23 protein-coding genes are annotated in these 17,671 nt (G+C 43.2%); all 23 read left to right on the plus strand.

The window, feature by feature from the left end:
* The first annotated feature begins 10 nt into the window (after positions 1 to 10).
* The 23 genes from ACKQTC_RS07240 to ACKQTC_RS07350 all read left to right on the plus strand — a co-directional run bounded on the left by ACKQTC_RS07240 (position 11) and on the right by ACKQTC_RS07350 (position 17,578).
* Complete coding sequence (locus ACKQTC_RS07240; protein WP_408977774.1) at positions 11 to 868, plus strand: Rpn family recombination-promoting nuclease/putative transposase; 858 nt, start codon at positions 11 to 13, stop codon at positions 866 to 868.
* Between the two features lie 108 nt (positions 869 to 976).
* A complete protein-coding gene (locus ACKQTC_RS07245; RefSeq protein ID WP_408977775.1) occupies positions 977 to 1,588 on the plus strand; it encodes a hypothetical protein in 612 nt (203 codons plus the stop codon).
* Between the two features lie 98 nt (positions 1,589 to 1,686).
* A complete protein-coding gene (locus tag ACKQTC_RS07250; RefSeq protein WP_408977776.1) occupies positions 1,687 to 3,165 on the plus strand; it encodes a hypothetical protein in 1,479 nt (492 codons plus the stop codon).
* 24 nt (positions 3,166 to 3,189) lie between these two features.
* Positions 3,190 to 3,714: a hypothetical protein gene (locus tag ACKQTC_RS07255; protein ID WP_408977777.1), complete on the plus strand. Its 525-nt coding sequence runs from the start codon at positions 3,190 to 3,192 to the stop codon at positions 3,712 to 3,714.
* Positions 3,715 to 3,744: 30 nt separating this feature from the next.
* On the plus strand, positions 3,745 to 4,176 hold the full coding sequence (locus tag ACKQTC_RS07260) for a hypothetical protein (RefSeq protein ID WP_408977778.1): 432 nt from the start codon (positions 3,745 to 3,747) through the stop codon (positions 4,174 to 4,176).
* 47 nt (positions 4,177 to 4,223) lie between these two features.
* Positions 4,224 to 4,979: a BRO family protein gene (locus tag ACKQTC_RS07265; protein ID WP_408977779.1), complete on the plus strand. Its 756-nt coding sequence runs from the start codon at positions 4,224 to 4,226 to the stop codon at positions 4,977 to 4,979.
* A gap of 49 nt (positions 4,980 to 5,028) precedes the next feature.
* Entirely contained in the window at positions 5,029 to 5,940 is a 912-nt protein-coding gene (locus ACKQTC_RS07270; protein ID WP_408977780.1) for a BRO-N domain-containing protein, read from the plus strand.
* Between the two features lie 32 nt (positions 5,941 to 5,972).
* Entirely contained in the window at positions 5,973 to 6,704 is a 732-nt protein-coding gene (locus tag ACKQTC_RS07275) for a Fic family protein (RefSeq protein WP_408977781.1), read from the plus strand.
* A 1-nt stretch (position 6,705) separates the two neighbouring features.
* Positions 6,706 to 7,269: a protein adenylyltransferase Fic gene (gene fic, locus ACKQTC_RS07280; protein ID WP_408977782.1), complete on the plus strand. Its 564-nt coding sequence runs from the start codon at positions 6,706 to 6,708 to the stop codon at positions 7,267 to 7,269.
* An 86-nt stretch (positions 7,270 to 7,355) separates the two neighbouring features.
* On the plus strand, positions 7,356 to 7,868 hold the full coding sequence (locus ACKQTC_RS07285) for a JAB domain-containing protein (RefSeq protein ID WP_408977783.1): 513 nt from the start codon (positions 7,356 to 7,358) through the stop codon (positions 7,866 to 7,868).
* A 20-nt stretch (positions 7,869 to 7,888) separates the two neighbouring features.
* Complete coding sequence (locus tag ACKQTC_RS07290) at positions 7,889 to 8,767, plus strand: ArdC-like ssDNA-binding domain-containing protein (RefSeq protein ID WP_408977784.1); 879 nt, start codon at positions 7,889 to 7,891, stop codon at positions 8,765 to 8,767.
* 13 nt (positions 8,768 to 8,780) lie between these two features.
* On the plus strand, positions 8,781 to 9,209 hold the full coding sequence (locus tag ACKQTC_RS07295; protein ID WP_408977785.1) for a Panacea domain-containing protein: 429 nt from the start codon (positions 8,781 to 8,783) through the stop codon (positions 9,207 to 9,209).
* 147 nt (positions 9,210 to 9,356) lie between these two features.
* Positions 9,357 to 9,629 carry a type II toxin-antitoxin system RelB/DinJ family antitoxin gene (locus tag ACKQTC_RS07300; protein WP_408977786.1) on the plus strand — a complete coding sequence of 91 codons (273 nt, stop codon included), beginning with the start codon at positions 9,357 to 9,359 and terminating at the stop codon, positions 9,627 to 9,629.
* Complete coding sequence (locus ACKQTC_RS07305; protein WP_408977787.1) at positions 9,626 to 9,907, plus strand: type II toxin-antitoxin system YafQ family toxin; 282 nt, start codon at positions 9,626 to 9,628, stop codon at positions 9,905 to 9,907. The genes ACKQTC_RS07300 and ACKQTC_RS07305 overlap by 4 nt, the downstream gene beginning before the upstream one ends.
* Before the next feature lie 127 nt (positions 9,908 to 10,034).
* Positions 10,035 to 10,274, plus strand: a complete 240-nt coding sequence (locus tag ACKQTC_RS07310; RefSeq protein ID WP_408977788.1) for a hypothetical protein — start codon at positions 10,035 to 10,037, stop codon at positions 10,272 to 10,274.
* A gap of 4 nt (positions 10,275 to 10,278) precedes the next feature.
* On the plus strand, positions 10,279 to 10,494 hold the full coding sequence (locus ACKQTC_RS07315; RefSeq protein ID WP_408977789.1) for a DUF3791 domain-containing protein: 216 nt from the start codon (positions 10,279 to 10,281) through the stop codon (positions 10,492 to 10,494).
* Positions 10,495 to 10,838: 344 nt separating this feature from the next.
* A complete protein-coding gene (locus ACKQTC_RS07320) occupies positions 10,839 to 11,735 on the plus strand; it encodes an Rpn family recombination-promoting nuclease/putative transposase (RefSeq protein ID WP_408977790.1) in 897 nt (298 codons plus the stop codon).
* A gap of 104 nt (positions 11,736 to 11,839) precedes the next feature.
* Positions 11,840 to 12,718, plus strand: coding sequence for an Rpn family recombination-promoting nuclease/putative transposase (locus ACKQTC_RS07325; RefSeq protein ID WP_408977791.1), 879 nt, complete (start codon positions 11,840 to 11,842; stop codon positions 12,716 to 12,718).
* 90 nt (positions 12,719 to 12,808) lie between these two features.
* Positions 12,809 to 14,740, plus strand: a complete 1,932-nt coding sequence (locus tag ACKQTC_RS07330) for an AAA family ATPase (RefSeq protein ID WP_408977792.1) — start codon at positions 12,809 to 12,811, stop codon at positions 14,738 to 14,740.
* 328 nt (positions 14,741 to 15,068) lie between these two features.
* Entirely contained in the window at positions 15,069 to 15,866 is a 798-nt protein-coding gene (locus ACKQTC_RS07335; RefSeq protein ID WP_408977793.1) for a recombinase family protein, read from the plus strand.
* Between the two features lie 3 nt (positions 15,867 to 15,869).
* Positions 15,870 to 16,571: an MBL fold metallo-hydrolase gene (locus ACKQTC_RS07340; protein ID WP_408977794.1), complete on the plus strand. Its 702-nt coding sequence runs from the start codon at positions 15,870 to 15,872 to the stop codon at positions 16,569 to 16,571.
* Positions 16,572 to 16,583: 12 nt separating this feature from the next.
* Entirely contained in the window at positions 16,584 to 16,784 is a 201-nt protein-coding gene (locus ACKQTC_RS07345; RefSeq protein ID WP_408977795.1) for a hypothetical protein, read from the plus strand.
* A 20-nt stretch (positions 16,785 to 16,804) separates the two neighbouring features.
* Positions 16,805 to 17,578 carry a phage antirepressor KilAC domain-containing protein gene (locus ACKQTC_RS07350; protein WP_408977796.1) on the plus strand — a complete coding sequence of 258 codons (774 nt, stop codon included), beginning with the start codon at positions 16,805 to 16,807 and terminating at the stop codon, positions 17,576 to 17,578.
* Positions 17,579 to 17,671: the final 93 nt, after the last annotated feature.

Here is a 17,671-nt window from a genome sequence, read left to right on the forward strand (position 1 = left end):
GAGAAAATGTATGTGTGAACCTAAGTTTTATCGGTTGACGAACGATTTAATGTTTCATATTGTCATGCAAGAGAACGAGGTGGCTTTGCGAGGCCTTATAGCAGCAATGTTATCCAAGCCGGCTGATGCCATTACAAGTGTACAGGTTTTGAATCCGATTGATTTTCATAAGAAAATGACCGGAAAAGAGATTATTCTTGATGTTAAGGCTGAAGTTGATGCAAGAGAGATCGTTAATGTAGAAGTGCAAGTTCGCAAATTTAAATATTGGCGTGATAGGGCGCTCTATTATGCTGCTCGTATGTTAAGTGGGTATAATCCCGGAGCAGAATACGGAGCGGTTAAGCCAATAAGACAGGTAAGCATCCTTGATTACCCTTTTGACAGTTCAGTTCCAAAGTTTTTTTATAACTACAGGCTGATTGAAGATGATATCGGTGAAGAATACTCCGACAAATTTCAGCTTTCCGTTTTAAATTTGCGGCGAATGGATTTAGCAACTGAGGTAGACAGGCTCTCGAATCGCTTGCTTTGGGCAAAGTTATTCCGGGCCCAGTCATGGAATGCACTTGAAGAGCTAACAGAAAATAGTAATTTAGCAAAGGAGGTTGTAGAGACTATGTATGAAGCAACTACAGACGATAATATGTCTCGTTGGTTAAGTGATAAGGAAATCCTTGAACGAGACCGTGCAGCCCAAGAAGCTTATGCGAGAGAAGAAAATATGATTAAAGGCATGGAAAAAGGCATGGAAATCAAAAACTTTGAGTTTGCTAAAAACTTATTGGTTGAAGGTTTCTCTCGTGATGATGTGAGGCGGTTAACTAATTATCCTTTCTCTGATGAGGAATTGGATAGCCTTAAATAAGAAAAAATAAAGCTAAATATTAAGAGATATGTAAGTGAAAGATATTCTTTCTTGCATATCTCTTTTTTTATTGCGAAAAATGAGAGAACAGAAAAGGAGAATGAAAAAATGGCGAATATTTCAGAACCGTACGGTGGTATCTTCTTCGACTGTGACCAGTCCGTTATGGAGGACATTTACCGGCAGATAGAAGAACAGAAGTGGTATTACGGGGCCCCAGAACTGGAAGAGGCTCCCAAAAGCAGGACATGGCTACAGTTTTATGGAATCGGCCGCTGGCTCTTTGCCAATAATGTTAAGCGATTTTTTGAAACCTTGCAGCCTACCGGGCCGGTTAGTATTAAGTGGGATTTTGTAGACTACGAGCCGGGAATGGAGGTCTTTTACACCATGAAGTGCGAGACCACCTACAACCCGGAAGCAGAGTATGCTACAGAGCTTATCGTTACTGAGGACTACGACTTGGAAATTAATGCTGAAAACTTGGAAGCGTATGGATATGAAGAGATGGCAGCGGATACCTTTACCGATTATGGCCTCTTTAACTTGCAGGCCGAACTGGAGGAAAGGGGTTCCTACTTGCTGCCTTACTTATTCAAGGATATGTCTCGCCGAGAACTCGTTGCATTTTTAGACGAGAATAATCTCCGGATGACAGACTGTCCTGAATGCCTTGCCAGTACCTTAGAAGAAGAATTGCACGACTATTTTATAGACTAGGCCAATCAAAATTGATACCAAAGAGATGTGAAAGCGGAAAGATTATCCTGCCGACACGTCTCTTTTTGCTTTTTATGGAGAAAAGGAGCGAGCAAAAAATGGAAATAAGGATTGAGCAAATCGTAGATATCTTGGGGCTGGAAAGAGAGCGTCGGTCGCAAAAGGCTGACTCATTCAATGTCCGCTGCCCCTTCTGCAATGACCACAAATACCACCTGAACGTCAACACTGCCAAGGGCGTATTTAACTGTCCTCGGTGTAGTACAGGTGGCGGCAAGCTGGACCTATATAGTCTTGTTCGCTTTGGTCGCAAATACTTAAAGGGGGATTTTCCTAGCCTTTTAGAAGAAATCGGCGAAGATAACAGAAACTACGAATACAAAAAAGCACGAAACACGGTAGAAGAGAAATACGAGGCAATCTTGCCTCCCGGTGATGATGTTCTTCACAAGGCGTATAGTGCAGTCCTGCGCTTTAAGCCTTTTGCTTTATCGGAAGAGCATAGACAGAACCTCTTGGATAGGGGCCTAACAGAAGAGGACGTTGAAAGAAATGAATATAGGACTATTCCTGCTGAAATGCCTTGGCTAAAAGGCCATACGAAAGCACTCAAAGTGGCTGAAATGATGCGAAAGCCTTTACAAAATAGGGGTTTTAATCCAAGCCTCTACCACATTGCCGCAGGTGTCCTCTTAGCAGACCACCTAGCCGGGGAAGGCTATACCCTCAAGGGTGTTCCGGGCTTTTACAAGCTTTGTGGTCACTGGGGCTTTAACCTTTCCTCCGGGATGCTTATTCCCACTCGCAATATGAACGGGGAAATTGTGGGCCTGCAAGTCAGACTAGACAAAGGAGACCTCCGCTACCTAACCGTGTCCTCAAAAGGACTGCCGGAAGGGGCAACTGAGAACATCTCCCGGACCCATTTTCCGTTAGGCAATCCGGTTATTCGCAATAAAGGGGCCATTCTTTTAACAGAGGGACCCTTGAAGGCTGATGTGGCTTCCCATCTTATGGGCGCTAGTTCTCCCTTTATGGCTCTACAGGGAGTCAACAACACGAGGGACCTGCCAGATGAGTTCCAGACCTTAAAAGAGATGGGCGTGTCGCAAGTAATTGAAATGTTCGACATGGATAAGGTAATTAACCCCAATGTCAGTAAGGCATCTAAGAAGATTGAAGACCTTGCTCATGAGGTTGAAATGGACTTTAGACGACGGTACTGGGCCTTAGATGAGTGCGAGCGGCGCTATGGCGAGCTGCTAAAACTAGCGGCTTTTAACGGGATCCAGGTCCCGGAAGAAACCGGGAATATCGTGATTGATACTGCCGGTGCTGCCCAAGCCCTGTATGCCTCCGGGAAAGTAAAAGACTACTTTTCGGGGAAGGCGCTTTGGGATCCGTCATCTAAAGGCATTGATGACTACCTGTTGAAGCAACTAAAAGCCAAGGAGGAGCAGGAGGCTAAGCTGGTCGTTCTCCCAAACAAGGAGAAGCCAGTGGAAGCTAAAGAAGAGGCGACTACTGAACACTCAAGTGGTCTCTTGCAAGCGGTTAAACGGAAGTTTGCGTTTTAAGCATAAATAAAGGAGCGAATTTTGATGAATAAACAGGTCGAAACCTTAGAAAAAGTCATTGCATGGGATGAGGCTAATCAGAACTTTTTACGGGTGCTTATTTCTTTCGATAGCTATAACGTGTTAAGCGTTAATTACTATATCTATCGTATGGAACAATGCTCCGAAGAAGATATTTATGAGGCCACTCTTGAAACCCTTGAAGAAATTGGAATGATTAGTCAAGAAGCTAGCTACGATCAGGAAAAAGAACGGTTTGTCTGGATGAAGAATATGTCCATGGCAGAAATGGAAGACTTCCTCTTTGGTAGCAGTAGCGCCCTGAAGGCGTATTATTGTCCGCCATATTATCCAAGACTGGAAAATGCCGGAGCAAGCCTTGATCCAGCTAACTATATTGACAATCTGTCTCCTGAGGTAGAGGTGTTGATTTCCCTTTGCAAGCGTCATCAAGGGAAAGAGTTATCCGACTCCTTGGCAGGCTTCATCAAATACTGGTTTGATGAAGTTGAAGAAATTAGCCCGGAAGATGTAGTGGCAGCCTTATAGGACTGGCATCAAAAGAAAAGAGAGGGAGTTATGGAAGAATATACGAAGCTTACCAGCCGGAGGATTATCGACTGGAATAAAGAAACGAGGATGCTAACAGAAGCGGTTGCTTGGTTTTTTGAAGGCAATAGAGCCCGGATTCAATATAATCTCTACCGGCTAGAGCATTACTCGCCGGATTCTTGTATTGATGACATCATGGATGCCCACTTTAAAGAGGAGGTCCATGGGCCTATAAAGGATTTTTACTTCCCGTCATACTACCCTTGTATGGTGGCTAGTACAACTTATATAGACCCGGCCAATTATTTTGGCCATCTTCGGACTGAGTGGGAAATCATAATAGCCCTATTTGATCGCTATCATCATCGAGCATTATCCGATCAGCTAATGACCATACTGATGGACTGGTTTCTTTCTGCAAAAGAAATTGAGCCGGAAGACGTATTTAAGGACCTATAAGACTGGAATAAATAAAGCTAAAGATTATATAGAAAGGTGAGATTTTTATGTCTAATCTACAAGTATTTGAAAACGAGATGTTTGGGAGTATTCGAGTGATTTTTGTAGATGAAAATCCTTGGTTTGTAGGAAAGGAAGTTGCAAAAGCATTGGGGTATAAAGATACCTCTGATGCCCTTAAAAGACACGTTGATAGCGAGGATAAGCTGGGTCGGCGTTTCACCGACTCAGGTCAAAGTCGAGAAATGATTACCATTAACGAATCCGGCTTGTATTCCTTAATCATGGCAAGCAAGCTGCCGGAGGCAAAAGCCTTTAAACGTTGGGTAACCTCCGAGGTCCTGCCATCTATCCGGAAGCACGGTGGCTATATCGCCGGTCAGGAAAAAATGGACGACCTTGAACTCCTTTCTAGGGCAGTCCTTGTGGCCAATAGTGTGATTGAAGAAAAGCAAAAGGTAATTGAAAGCCAGCAAAGTCAGATTGCAGAAATGGATCCCAAGGCCAAGTATTATGATGCTTTAGTGGCCTGCAATCATCTGACCAACTTTAGAGACACCGCTAAACTCCTAGGGCTGGGTCAAAAAGCTTTTATTAACTGGCTCTTAGAAAAGAAATTCCTCTACCGAGACAAGCGACAAAGGCTCCTGCCTTATAGCATCAAGAATAGAGGCTATTTCCGGATTAAGGAATGGGGGTACGGCATTGAAAAAGCCGGCGTTCAGACCTTAATCACCGCTAAGGGGCGCACTCACTTTTTAGACCTCCTAGATAAAGAAGGGTTACTGGTAATTAATACTTAAATGTTGAGATTAAACTATAAAAATAGTTAAAGATAAAAGGAGAAGGAAGATGAAGATTAAGCGAATGAACAATGTAAGAAAATTCACCGTAAACTCACCAAGTATTCTGTCCATACGGGCTTTCATGGAAAATGGTGAACCGTGGTTCTGCTCAGCAGATATTTGTAGGGTATTTGGTATTACCCAGCCATACAAAGCATGGGAATCGCTCGACAAGGAGGATAAATGCAAGCGCCGCATTGATTCATGTGGTACCGCATACAATTGTGTTAACGAGTGGGGCATATACCAAATGATCATTTCATTTGAATCAAAAAAGAGTGAGAGAGAGGTTAAATTTATTAGAGACTGGATTAGGAATGACATTATTCCTGCGCTCAAAGGAGAGTTTCCCACGGCCTCTGAAAACACATCTAAGGTAGATGTTAGTTTCAATTATTCACTAAAGCCTAAGACTTTTTTCGGCAATCCAGTATTCATTGCTGAGGACATTGCCTTTATTTTGGGAAGCGGTGTTGAAACTGTTAGGTGGCTTATACAGCACCATGGCATTAAGGGCTACACTATATCCGACGGTTCAGTGAAGGTTTTCAAGAAAGAAAATGGTATTAACCAAATTGACCTACCGAAAAATACCAGCATAGATTTATATCTAAAGGATGATGTACGTATCCTCCTAGAGGCCTATAAGCCCGATGATTGTAGTAGATTTGCTGAGAAATTCTTTGAGGAAGGGGACCCTTCAGAGAGCGTTAAAACGGCCATTCATCAAGCGAACATCCTGTTAATCCTAGCTGAAGAGTGGGAAGATGGTCCTAAAGAAGGTTTTTATCACCTCATAGAAGACCTTATGGTTCAAGCTGGTGCTTGGACAGAGCAGGTGGTATCTTTCTGTAATAAGTATGGCTGGAATGAGGAGCTATCTAAGGGGCTGTCTGTTGCAGTAAGCATGATTGAATAAATTATGATAAAATAGATACCGAGGTGGTATCCTTGAAAAATAAGTGGAATATGACCATAGAGCAGAATATTGCCTTTGCAAAAAGGTCCTTGGTCGATGCTATATGGAAAAGTGCTAGACTGGAAGGCCTTTCAGTAACATTTCCGCAGACAGACGATATATATAATGGATATGTTGGCTCCGGCGTCTCTGTAGACGCCGTGGTCACCATTAATAATCTAAAACACGCATGGCAGTTTCTATTAGCCAATTTAGATTATCCTTTGGATTATCCGTATGTCTGTAAACTCAATTCTCTTGTCGGTGCAGATAATCTTATTTATCGAGCAGGCCGCATTAGGGAAGAGGGTCAAGAGGTCGGTATTGGTGGTACAAGTTGGAAGCCGAATATACCCTCCGAAACAAAGACTAAGCGAATTTTAGCTGAGTTAATGGAAATACAAGGCTATTCCGCTACTGATAGGGCTTTGCAGGTCCTCTGCTTCCTAATGAGAAATCAGACCTTTTTGGATGGGAATAAAAGGACTGCTATGCTTGCAGCTAATCATATCTTAATTGGCTGTGGGTGTGGCATATTAAGCATTCCTATTGAGTTTCAAGAAGAGTTTAAAATAAAGCTGATTGCTTTTTATGAAACCGGAAATGCCGAGGATCTGAAAGAGTTTCTTTATCAGAACTGCATTTTTGGGCAGGCCCGAAGTGAAGAAGCTAAAACAGACTATCCCTTTGCAGGCATCAAGTGGAATGAGCCTGATGGAGAGTAATATGGATCATAAAGAAGAGTTGCTAAGTAAAAAAAGGTCGCTAGAACTTTGGGATAAAGGTTTATATCGTAACATTGAAGTCGGTACCTTTGAGGGGCTAAGTGCTATTCATAAGTACCTGTTCCAAGATGTGTTTCCCTTCGCTGGACAAGTTCGGACTGAAAATATCTCAAAAGGTAATTTTCGATTTGCCGGTGCTTTGTTTTTAGAAGCTAATCTAAAAATAATCGATACCATGCCGGACGCTACCTTTGAAGAGATCATAGATAAATATGTAGAAATGAATGTAGCCCATCCTTTCCGAGAAGGTAATGGACGTTCTATGAGGATCTGGCTAGACCTGCTCCTAAAAGAGCGGTTAGGTCTTTGTGTAGACTGGGCTAAAGTAGATAAGGACCAGTACCTCCAAGCCATGGAGCGGTCACCGGTAAACAGTCTGGAATTGTATGTATTGCTCCAGTCCGCTCTCACCGATAAGGTAGAGGACAGAGAAGTCTATATGCGTGGGGTGCAAGCATCCTACGAATATGAAGGGTTGAGTGATATAGATATTTACGAACTGTAGAAAAAAAAAGAAACCACCAAGAGATATGTAAGAGAAAGATATTCTTTCCTGCATATCTCTTTTTTTATTGAAAAGGAGAAAATGAAATGAAACTACAAGGACTTATCAAAGATTTTAACGATATAGAAGAAAAAGCCTTCTTTAAGCAGGGAGTCGTTATGGAGCATGCACCGGTTTATGAAGCCGAGGAAGAGAAAGTATTTGTTGAGCCGCTAAACTCATATGAAAAAGCCGCTCTATGTATAAGAGAGTTTCTCAAGCCTGAAAGACTGACGGTCGAGCAGTTTGGCGTTCTGTTCCTGAATACCAAGCTGAAGCCTGTAGGCTATAGCATTGTGTCTGTAGGTGGTTTGACTCAAGCTATCGTAGAGCCTTCCGCTGTTTTCCAACGGGCAATGTTGGCCAACGTACAAAACATAATTGTCTTTCACAACCACCCTAGCGGCGATACAACACCTAGTCAGGAAGACTTAGGCTTAACGAAACGCCTTGCTGAGGGTGGGGAAATCTTAGGAATAAGGCTTCGAGACCACATCATTGTAAGCCACGAAAAATACTCTAAAAGTATAAGAACGGAATATCCAAACTTATTTTATTAAGCAGAAAAGGAGAATGGAAAATGACCATGCAAAACGAAAAAGTAACCGCATTGTTAGAACAATTAGAGGTAGGGCTGGATAATCTCTTTGAGAGCGAGAATTATAAAAAGTGGCTTCGTACGATAAGTCACTTTCACGCTTACTCTTTTGGGAATACGGTTCTTATCGCCAGCCAATGCCCCGAGGCTACTCGGGTGGCAGGCTATCAGACCTGGAAGAAATTAAATAGACAGGTTAGAAAAGGGGAAAAGGCCATTAAAATCCTTGCCCCTGTTATTAAGAAGCTAGATGAGATCAAAAAAGATAAGAATGGCAATCCTATTCTCGATAAGAAAGGAGAGCTGGTGCAAGAAGAGCGGCTCATTGGTTACAGGGTCGTATCAGTCTTTGATATTGCTCAGACTGACGGTGAAGAACTCCCCGGCCTAGCTAGCTATAGAATGGACTGTGAGGTCCAAGGCTATGATCGGTTATTTGAGGCCTTAAAGGCAGTTTCCCCTGTTCCTGTTCGTTTTCAGGATCTGCCAAGAGGGACATATGGGTATTTCTCCCGGAAAGACAAGGAAATAGTCCTAGATCAAGGGATGACCGAGGCTGATATCATTTCTACCCTCTTTCATGAAATGGCCCATAGTGTTCTCCATGGGACTGAAGCGGCTCAAACAATGGATGTCCATGTCAAAGAAGTAGAGGCAGAATCGGTGGCGTATGTATTATCCAGCCGGTTTGGCCTACCCTGTGAAGAAGTCAGCTTATCCTATATTGCAGGCTGGGCTACCATGGACGAAGAGAAAAGGCAAGTCCTAAAAAAAGCTATGAACAGGATTACTAAGGCCTCTTCTCAACTGCTGAAAGGCATAGAAGAGGCCCTAGGGAACAAAGAAGCAATTTGCGCATAAGGAGGGTGTTGGTGTGAAAGCCTTAGACTTCGCCCGTTATATCATTTATAGGTGTTACGACATAGAGAAGCCTATTAGCAATCTTCAGTTGCAGCAGATCCTTTATTTTGTTCAAGTATCTTTCCTTCAAGAGAAAGGCCACTTGGCTTTCGCTGAAAGTATTGAGGCTTGGCAATTTGGACCTGTTGTTCCAGCTGTTTATTATGACTTTTCCGGCTATGGCGGACTGAAAATCCCCGTCAGTGAGGGAAAATATATAGACTTTTCAGGTCAGGACCTTGTAGATCAAATTTGTGCAGAAGCTGCCTCATTAGAGGCGTGGGAGTTGCTAGAAATGTCGCATGAAAAAGGAGGACCTTGGCATAGAGTCTATAACAATGGCAAGGGCAATCGTGATATCATCAGCCCTGCTGTAATGAAAGCACATGGAACTAGAAAATAAACAATGATACTTAACCACACAGGAGCCGAAACTCTTGTGTGGTTTTTTTATTCGGTAAAAAGGAGAGCTTTTGCAGCCTGCGTAATGATGTTGTATTGACATAAACCGAACTTCCGTGTATAATATGCTTGAATGGAGGTGTTCTGTATGGCAACAACAAACTTGAACATTAGAACAGATAGAGCCATCAAGGATCAGGCAGAAGAAATTTTCAATGAACTTGGTCTAAATATGACAACTGCTATAAATATGTTTCTGCGAACTGCTATCCGTGAACAGGGCATTCCTTTTGAACTGAAATTGGATGTACCGAATAAAACAACAGCAGTCGCAATTGAGGAAGGACGGAAAATGATGTCTGACCCTTCTGCACCGAGATATTCCAGCATGGGTGCGCTTAAAGCGGCACTTGAAGTATGAAATATGATGTACAGTTTACCAATCAGTTTAAGAAGGATTTGAAACTTGCCAAAAAGCAAAACAAGAATCTGGATAAACTGTTTGAGGTAATCGATATTCTGGCGAATGGCGGTACGCTGGATGTAAAATACCGGGATCATGGTCTTACTGGTAATTACAAAGGTACTCGTGAATGTCACATCGAACAGGACTGGCTGCTTATTTATGAGATTTGTGGAGATGTGCTTGTTTTAATGCTTTATCGGCTTGGAACACATTCTGAGCTATTCAAAAAATGAGTATAAGCTGGCGTATTAGATAAAACTGAAACGCTAGAGGCTCTGAAGATAAAAGATTTATTCAATCAATTGGTTTTTGCCTCTGAGAAAGCGTTGAAGTGTCTGCATTTTGAAGGAGTGGTAAAAGATGGATAATAATCAATATAGTTCTATCTTGGGGTTAATTGTTCCGCCACTCGTTAATAAGATTGCTGAAAATAGTAATTTATCAACCTTGGAGGCAGCGGAGTGTTTGTATCAATCTGACCTGTATAAAGATCTTGCAGATGAAAATTTGAAGCTATGGCATTATAGCGTTCCCACCCTGTATTCCATGTTTCAAGATGAGCTGTTGGTTGGATCATACGACTTCCCGGAAGGAGTTTAGGTTAATGACAAGGGCGGAAGAATATCTTATTTTTTTTCTAGAACGCTATCGGTATCACAAAGGGCTTTCCGGAAAAGATGCAATAGAGCTTTTCCAGTCAAAAGGGATTAGTGAGTATATATTGAGCCACTATGATGCCCTCCATGTGCAAAGTGAGCAAAGCGTTATAGAGGAAATAGATGAATTGCTAGAAGAAAATATCCTCTCTAACACGCCGTAATGGCGTGTTTTTCTATCCATAGATGTTGACTTTAAAAAATAAAAGTTGTATAATGTGTGTATATTAAATTTCCGGAGGCTATTGTAATTTCGGTAGGCAATAGTAGGATCCGGTGACGTTAACCGAAGCGTCTTTATCATTGTGCCGACCAGTGTATGTGCTGGCCGTAGTCCTTGCGAGTAATTGCAAGGAAGTAACCCTTAACTGGGAATGATGGGGAAGTACAGATAGGGACCTCTGTGTCCATTTTTAAGTTAATCAAAGAGATATGTAAGAAAGTTGATCTTTCAAGCATATCTCTTTTTTTATTGCTAAAAGTAAGGTATACTGAAAGGAGAAAATGTATGTGTGAACCTAAGTTTTATCAGCTGACAAATGACCTCTTATTTCACATCGTCATGCAGAAAAGTGAGGTAGCCCTTAAAGGGTTGGTAGCCTCTCTGTTGTCGAAAAAGGTGGAGGAAATAACCAGCGTAGAAGTGCTTAATCCTATTGACTATAGTCAACGGATTAGCGGCAAAAGAATTATTTTAGATGTTAATGCCCGAGTGAATAAAGATACCCTAGTAAACATTGAAGTGCAAGTGAGACGTTTTGAAGCGTGGCATCTAAGATCCCTCTTCTATGCAGCCCGAATGGCAGCACAAAGCCACCCGGGGAAAACATATGCAGAGTTGCCGATTATCCGGCAGTTTAGCATATTGGATTATACCTTTGAAGAGGAAGATTCGGCATTTTTCTCGGAATATGAGCTGCAGAACCAAAAGACCGGCAAGACCTATACTGATAGGTTCCGTATAGCTATTATGGATTTGACCCAAAGAAATCTAGCAACCCCGGATGATATTGCATCCGGTAGGCTTATCTGGGCGGACCTTTTTAAGGCTAAGTCTTGGGAGGAATTAGACCAACTTGCGAAAAAGGACACACTAGCAAGGGAGGTAGTGGATATTATGCGTACAGCAATGAAAGATGACGGCATTTCTTTTGCTATTAATGAGCGAGAGATTGCTGAAATGGACGCCCTCACTCGTGAAAAGTCCGCCGAACGGTGTGGACTGGAACGGGGCTTAGAACAAGGCTGGCAGCAAGGCTTAGCTAGAGGCCTAGAAGAAGGCATAGAAAAAGGCATGGAGAAAGGCATGGAGAAAGGAACCGCCAGAAGCCGAGAAGCCATACGCTCTAATATGATTAGAGCAGGCTTCACCGAGGAGCAGATAGCCCTTGCGCTAGGTGAATAGAAAAACAAAAGCTAAATATTAAGAGATATGTAAGAAAGTTGATCTTTCAAGCATATCTCTTTTTTTATTGCAAAAAGTAAGGTATACTGAAAGGAGAAAGTGTAGTGTTTGAAGAAAAGTTCTTTGCTTTAACCAATGATGGCATGTTTCATTATGTTATGCAGGAGAGCCAATATGCTCTCAAGATGCTAACGGCTTCATTGCTGTCTAAGCAGCCGGATGAAATCACCTCAGTAGAGGTCAAAAATCCCTATGACTATGGAAAGTGTGCAGGTTCAAAAGATATTATTTTAGACGTAAAAGCGGTTGTTAATAAAGACACTGTTGTCAATATAGAGGTGCAGGTTAAAGCATTCAAGTATTGGCGTTACAGATCGCTTTATTATGCAGCCCGAATGGCAGCAGAAACTGACCCAAATAGGGACTATGGAAGTCTACCTATCATTAGGCAGTTTAGTATCTTAAACTATACCTTTGATAGGGAAAATCCGGACTTTTTCTCAACCTATGAGCTGCGCAACGTGGAAAGCGAAAAGAGCTTTACCGACCGTTTTCAGATTTCCATTATGGACCTGACACAGAATCGGTTGGCTACTTGGGACGATGCTATCTATGGGCGCACCTTATGGGCAGACCTATTTAAGGCTAACTCATGGGAAAAGCTCGAGTCCCTAGCCCTAAAAAGCGAAGTGGCAAAGGAGGTAGTAGAAATCATGTATAAAGCAGTAAAAGATGATGAAACTGCCCGTTTTTTAACAGACCGGGAGCTTGCTAGAAAAGAGCGCATCTCTATTCGTGAAGAAGGTAGGATGGAAGGAATTGCTCAAGGAATGAAAAAGGGAATGGAAAAAGGTGTAGACCAAGGTAAAAAACAATTAGCCCTAAGGCTCATCAATAATGGTGTTGACCTAGCTTTAGTCAAACAAACACTGGGTTCTGATCTTCCTGATGATGAATTTATTGAGTCTCTAAGAAATAATTAACTAAAAAATAAAGCTAAATATTAAGAGATATGTAAGAAAGTTAATCTTTCAAGCATATCTCTTTTTTTATTGAGAAAAGGAGAAAGTAAAATGTTTTTGAAAACAATCCACTTGAAAAATTTTCAAGGAATCAAAGACCTCTCTTTTGACCTTGGCCAGACCACTCGTATTTATGGTGACAACGCCACCGGTAAAACCACCGTGGCTAATGCTCTTTCATGGCTGCTTTTTGATAAAAGCAGTACCGGGGAGAAAGGCTTTTCCCCTAAGACGATTGGTCCGGAGGGGGAAGAGCACGGACTGGAGCATAGTGTTACGGCCATCTTTTCTGATGGGGCTGAAGAGGTGGAACTCCGTAAGGTTTTCTACGAAAAATACACCAAGTCCCGGGGGAAAGCAACCGAGGAATTTGCCGGCCACACGACCGACTATTTCATTGACGCTGTGCCGCAGAAAAAAAAGGACTTTGATAAGTTTATTGAAAGCCGATTCGGTTCTCCTGAACGGCTACAGATTTTGACAGACCCGCTTTTCTTTTCAGAAACCCTACCGTGGGAAAAACGCCGGGCGATCCTAATTGGAATGTCCGGGGGCCTATCGGATAACGAGGTTTTATTAAGCCTTGGCTCCAAGGTCGCTAACCTACGGGCCTTTCTTGAAAAGAAACCCTTAACGGTTGACGAGTTGACGAAAATGTTAAAGGCACAAAAAAGAGATCTGGCTAAGGATATCGAAGCGATTCCTGCCCGGATTGATGAAGCAAATCTAGCCAAGCCTGACGTTACCCTAGCCGGCAACGAAAAGGCTCGTGTTGCAGAGCTAGAGGCTGAAGCGACACGGTTAAGAGCCGTCATCGCTGAGAAGAAAGCAGCAGATGGCGTTGCATCTGAGGTGGAACGTCTGACAAAAGAGATATTTAGCGTTAGACAGTCCTTCACTATTGAGAAAGCTAAAATGCAGGCTGACCTAGTACAGGAAGAACAAAAACATGAGCTGCAAAAACGAGACCTAGAGCATGCACAAAAAGACCTCCTGCATACCATCCGATTGGTTGAAGAAGAGGTCGAGGCGCTCACTAAGGCTCGGCAGGACCTCATTGTGGAATTTCAGACAGTGAAAAACGAAAAGTTTGTCCATAACAGCATCTGCCCTACTTGTGGTCAGGCCATTTCCCCGGAGAAGTTAAAAGAAGCGGAAGCCGACTTTAACCAAGACCGGGCTGAGAGGCTGGAGTCCATTAATAAAAAAGGGCAGGCCTGTAACAAAAAGGCGATTGGGGCCAAGACCTTGGAAGTCAGCAAATTGCACAAACAGGCAGCAGAATTGGATGAAGAAATTTCTCAACTTAATAAGGCCCTGTCTGATTTGAATACAGCTTATAGCGAAGAGCTTTCCATCTTAGCCCAGTCCGCTGAAATGCAGGAAGTCGACCTGAAAGAAGCCATCAGCCAGATTCAATCTGATGCTGAGGACTTTTCAGTAGATACCTCCGCTGGAGAAGCAGCCCTTAAAAAGGCTCAGGAGGAGCAAGAGGCTCTTAGGGCTCTGCTCTCTCAAGCGGCCCTTGTAGAGGCTCAAGATAAGCGGATTGAGGAATTGCAGGCAGAACAGAAGAAGCTCTCTGCCAAATATGAAGAGCTGGAAGGGCTTTTGTATGAGACGGAAATTTTCACCCGAGCTAAGGCAAGCGCACTTCACGAGCGGATTAATAGCCGCTTTACAAGTGTCCGCTTCGTCTTAACCGAAGAACAGGTCAATGGTGGTGTCAAGGACGTGTGCAATGTCCTTGTCCCTCGTGATGATGGGGCGTACATCCCTTTCTCATCTGCCAATAACGCTGCTCGGATTAATGCCGGACTCGAGATTATTTCCGCCTTGTCTGAGTGTTGGGAAACACAAGTGCCGGTGGTGGTTGATAACGCAGAAAGTGTCACCAACCTAGTGACCGGTGATTTGCAGACCCTTGCTCTATACGTTAGTGAAGATGACAAGGTTTTGAGAGTTGAAACGGAGGAAAACTAAATGACAACCTTTTATGAGCGACAATTAGCACCTCTATACAGTCCACGAAAGTCTTTTAATGGTAATGCCCGGGTTCGCTTTTTCGACAAGGGTTACCGAGTCTTGGTTTCCTATACAACGGAAATATGTTGCTTTAATCCGGCAACCGGACACTTGGAAATGCTGTGCTTGGAGTCGGATTTGACACCCACTACAATGAGGCACCTTCGGGAATTTTTAGCCCAAAGCGGCTTTAGAGGGCTGGCAAAGGATAGCAAGGATGCCATTGTGGCCTATTTACAGGCCTAGGTTGATATTAAACAATAAAGATAACAAGGAGAGAAAAATTATGGAAAACAACAAAATGATGGAAAAAGTCGCTAACGAATCTCAAGCGCCGGTTACTATGGGCTACAACACGCTGGAAGGTTTCAAACTTATGCAGCGTGTTGCTCAGATGTTTGCTCAGTCCTCTTTGGTTCCTAAGAATTACCAAGGGAATATTTCGGACTGTGTGATTGCGCTGAATATGGCCCAGCGGATGAAGGCTGACCCACTTATGGTCATGCAGAACCTCTATATCGTGAATGGTCGGCCCAGCTTTTCGTCCTCCTTCCTTATTGCAACCTTCAATGCTAGTGGACGGTTTTCCTCTATGCAGTTTGAGTTTGCAGGGACCAAGGATGATGCTAAGTGCCGGGCCTATGCTAAGGAGTTGGACTCAGGAATCCTTTTACAAGGTTCATGGGTCTCGATCCAGCTGGCCAAGGATGAGGGTTGGTACGATAAGACAGACCGGAACGGTAAACCTGTCAGTAAGTGGCGCACCATGCCCCAGCAAATGCTGATGTACCGGGCTGCCGCCTTCTTCATTCGTGCTTATGCCCCGGAGATTGCTATGGGGATGTATACAACCGACGAGGTGGAAGACTTCATTGACGTGGAAAGCCCTCAAGCGGCTGTTCCAAAAGAGCCGGTTAAGCCTCAGCCCATTAAGCAAGAAGAGGCACCGGTGCTGGATTTTGAAGAAGCGGTTGAGCCTCAGCCTATAAAAGAGGAAGGCGTTGTAGATATTTCGGAAGAAGTTGACGAGGAATCGGATTTCGGTGCCGAGGATCTTTTTTCGGACTTAGAACCGGGGTTTTAAGCCATGGAAATTGATATTTTAGGCAGTAGTTCAAGCGGAAATGCCGTTCGGATATCTGACGGGAGCACCTCGCTCCTGTTGGATGCCGGGCTGCCCATAAAGAAGATAAAAGAAGGCTTGCACTTTAGGACCTCTGCCTTAGATGGCGTACTCGTCACCCACGAACACCAAGACCATGCAAAAGCGGTTGGAGACCTCATTAAGATGGGCGTTCCAGTCTATGCTTCAGCAGGTACATTTGAGGCCTTGGAAAAAGCGCAGGGAAATTGTATAAAGGCGCTTCAGCCTTTTGCTGTAGGTACTTTTACAGTCCTGCCCTTTGCTGTTATCCACGATGCTTTAGAGCCACTAGGCTTTGTCATTCGCTCAAGCGTGTCGGGTGAGAAGTTGCTTTACGTGACAGATACCATGTTTATTCCGTATAACTTCACCAATCTGACGCATATCATGATCGAGTGTAATTACCAGCCGGATATCCTTTGGAACAATGTCCGGACGGGACAAGTCCTGAAGAAAGTAGCCAACCGTGTTGTGGACACCCACATGAGCTTAAAAACTACCTTGGCTTTTCTACAAGAGAACGTCAGCCTCTCGTTGCGAGAGGTGTGGCTGCTTCACTTGTCTGATCAGAACTCAGACGAAAATTTAATGAAAGAAGCGGTTCAAAAGGCAATAGGAATACCGGTTTATGTAGCGAAAAAATGAAAGGAAAAGAGCATGAGTGAAATTTTAATGGATCCAATCTTTATGAGCAAAATGCTGGTGATATATGCGGCTATTACTGTAGCCGCAAGTGCTTTAATGCTCATTATTAGCGTTAACAGTAATGCTAAATATGGAGACCACCTGTTAAGGGTTTTCCCTATAATAATAGTTATCTTCATTTTAATGAGTTTACTGGTTTGCCGAAATGTATGATGAAAGAGAGGGAATAAAAGATGGATAACAATCGACTAATTCCCATTATCAATAAAGACAATGGAGATATAGCTATTAGCGGCCGGATGCTGCATGAGTTTCTGGAAGTTAAGACTAGATATGATATTTGGTTTAAACGAATGGCCGACTATGGATTTGAAGAGAATAAGGACTTTGGATTGGTTGTCCAAAAAAGAACGACCAATAATCCTAAAAATCCAACGACAGAAATAACCGATCATGTCCTCACCTTGGATATGGCCAAAGAGTTATCTATGATCCAGCGTACAGAGCGTGGAAAACAGGCTCGTCAATACTTTATTGCAGTCGAAAAAGAATATAATTCTCCTGAAAAAGTAATGGCCAGAGCCTTACTCCTAGCCAATAAAGAACTGGAAACCTTGCGGTTGGAAAACCGGAAGCAGGAGCAAATCATTGGTGAATTGGAACCTAAGGCCTCCTACTATGACATTGTTTTGTCCAGTCAAAACGCAGTTCCCATTACGGTTATTGCGAAAGACTATGGATGGAGTGGTAAACGAATGAACGCCTATCTGCAAGAGAAAGGCATTCAATTTAAAATGGGCGGCGCTTGGCTTTTATATAACAAGTACGCTCAACTGGGCTATACGAAAAGCGAAACCACCTCGTATGTGAACAGTAAGGGCCTGAAATGCTCTACCTTTCTCACGAAGTGGACGCAGAAGGGCCGCTTGTTCCTTTATGAAACGTTAAAGCGAGACGGGATCCTGCCTCTGGTAGAGTTATGCCCTGATGTTGAGGTTAATATGTAAAAATTGCAACATGATAAGGAGACGAAAAAGTCAGCTACCCCACGACTAAAGTCGGAGGCTTGTAAAAGCCCTAGCTGATTAGACTAAGCATTT

It is taken from the genome of Peptococcus simiae, from assembly GCF_046097595.1.
Taxonomy (GTDB): Bacteria; Bacillota; Peptococcia; order Peptococcales; family Peptococcaceae; genus Peptococcus; species Peptococcus simiae.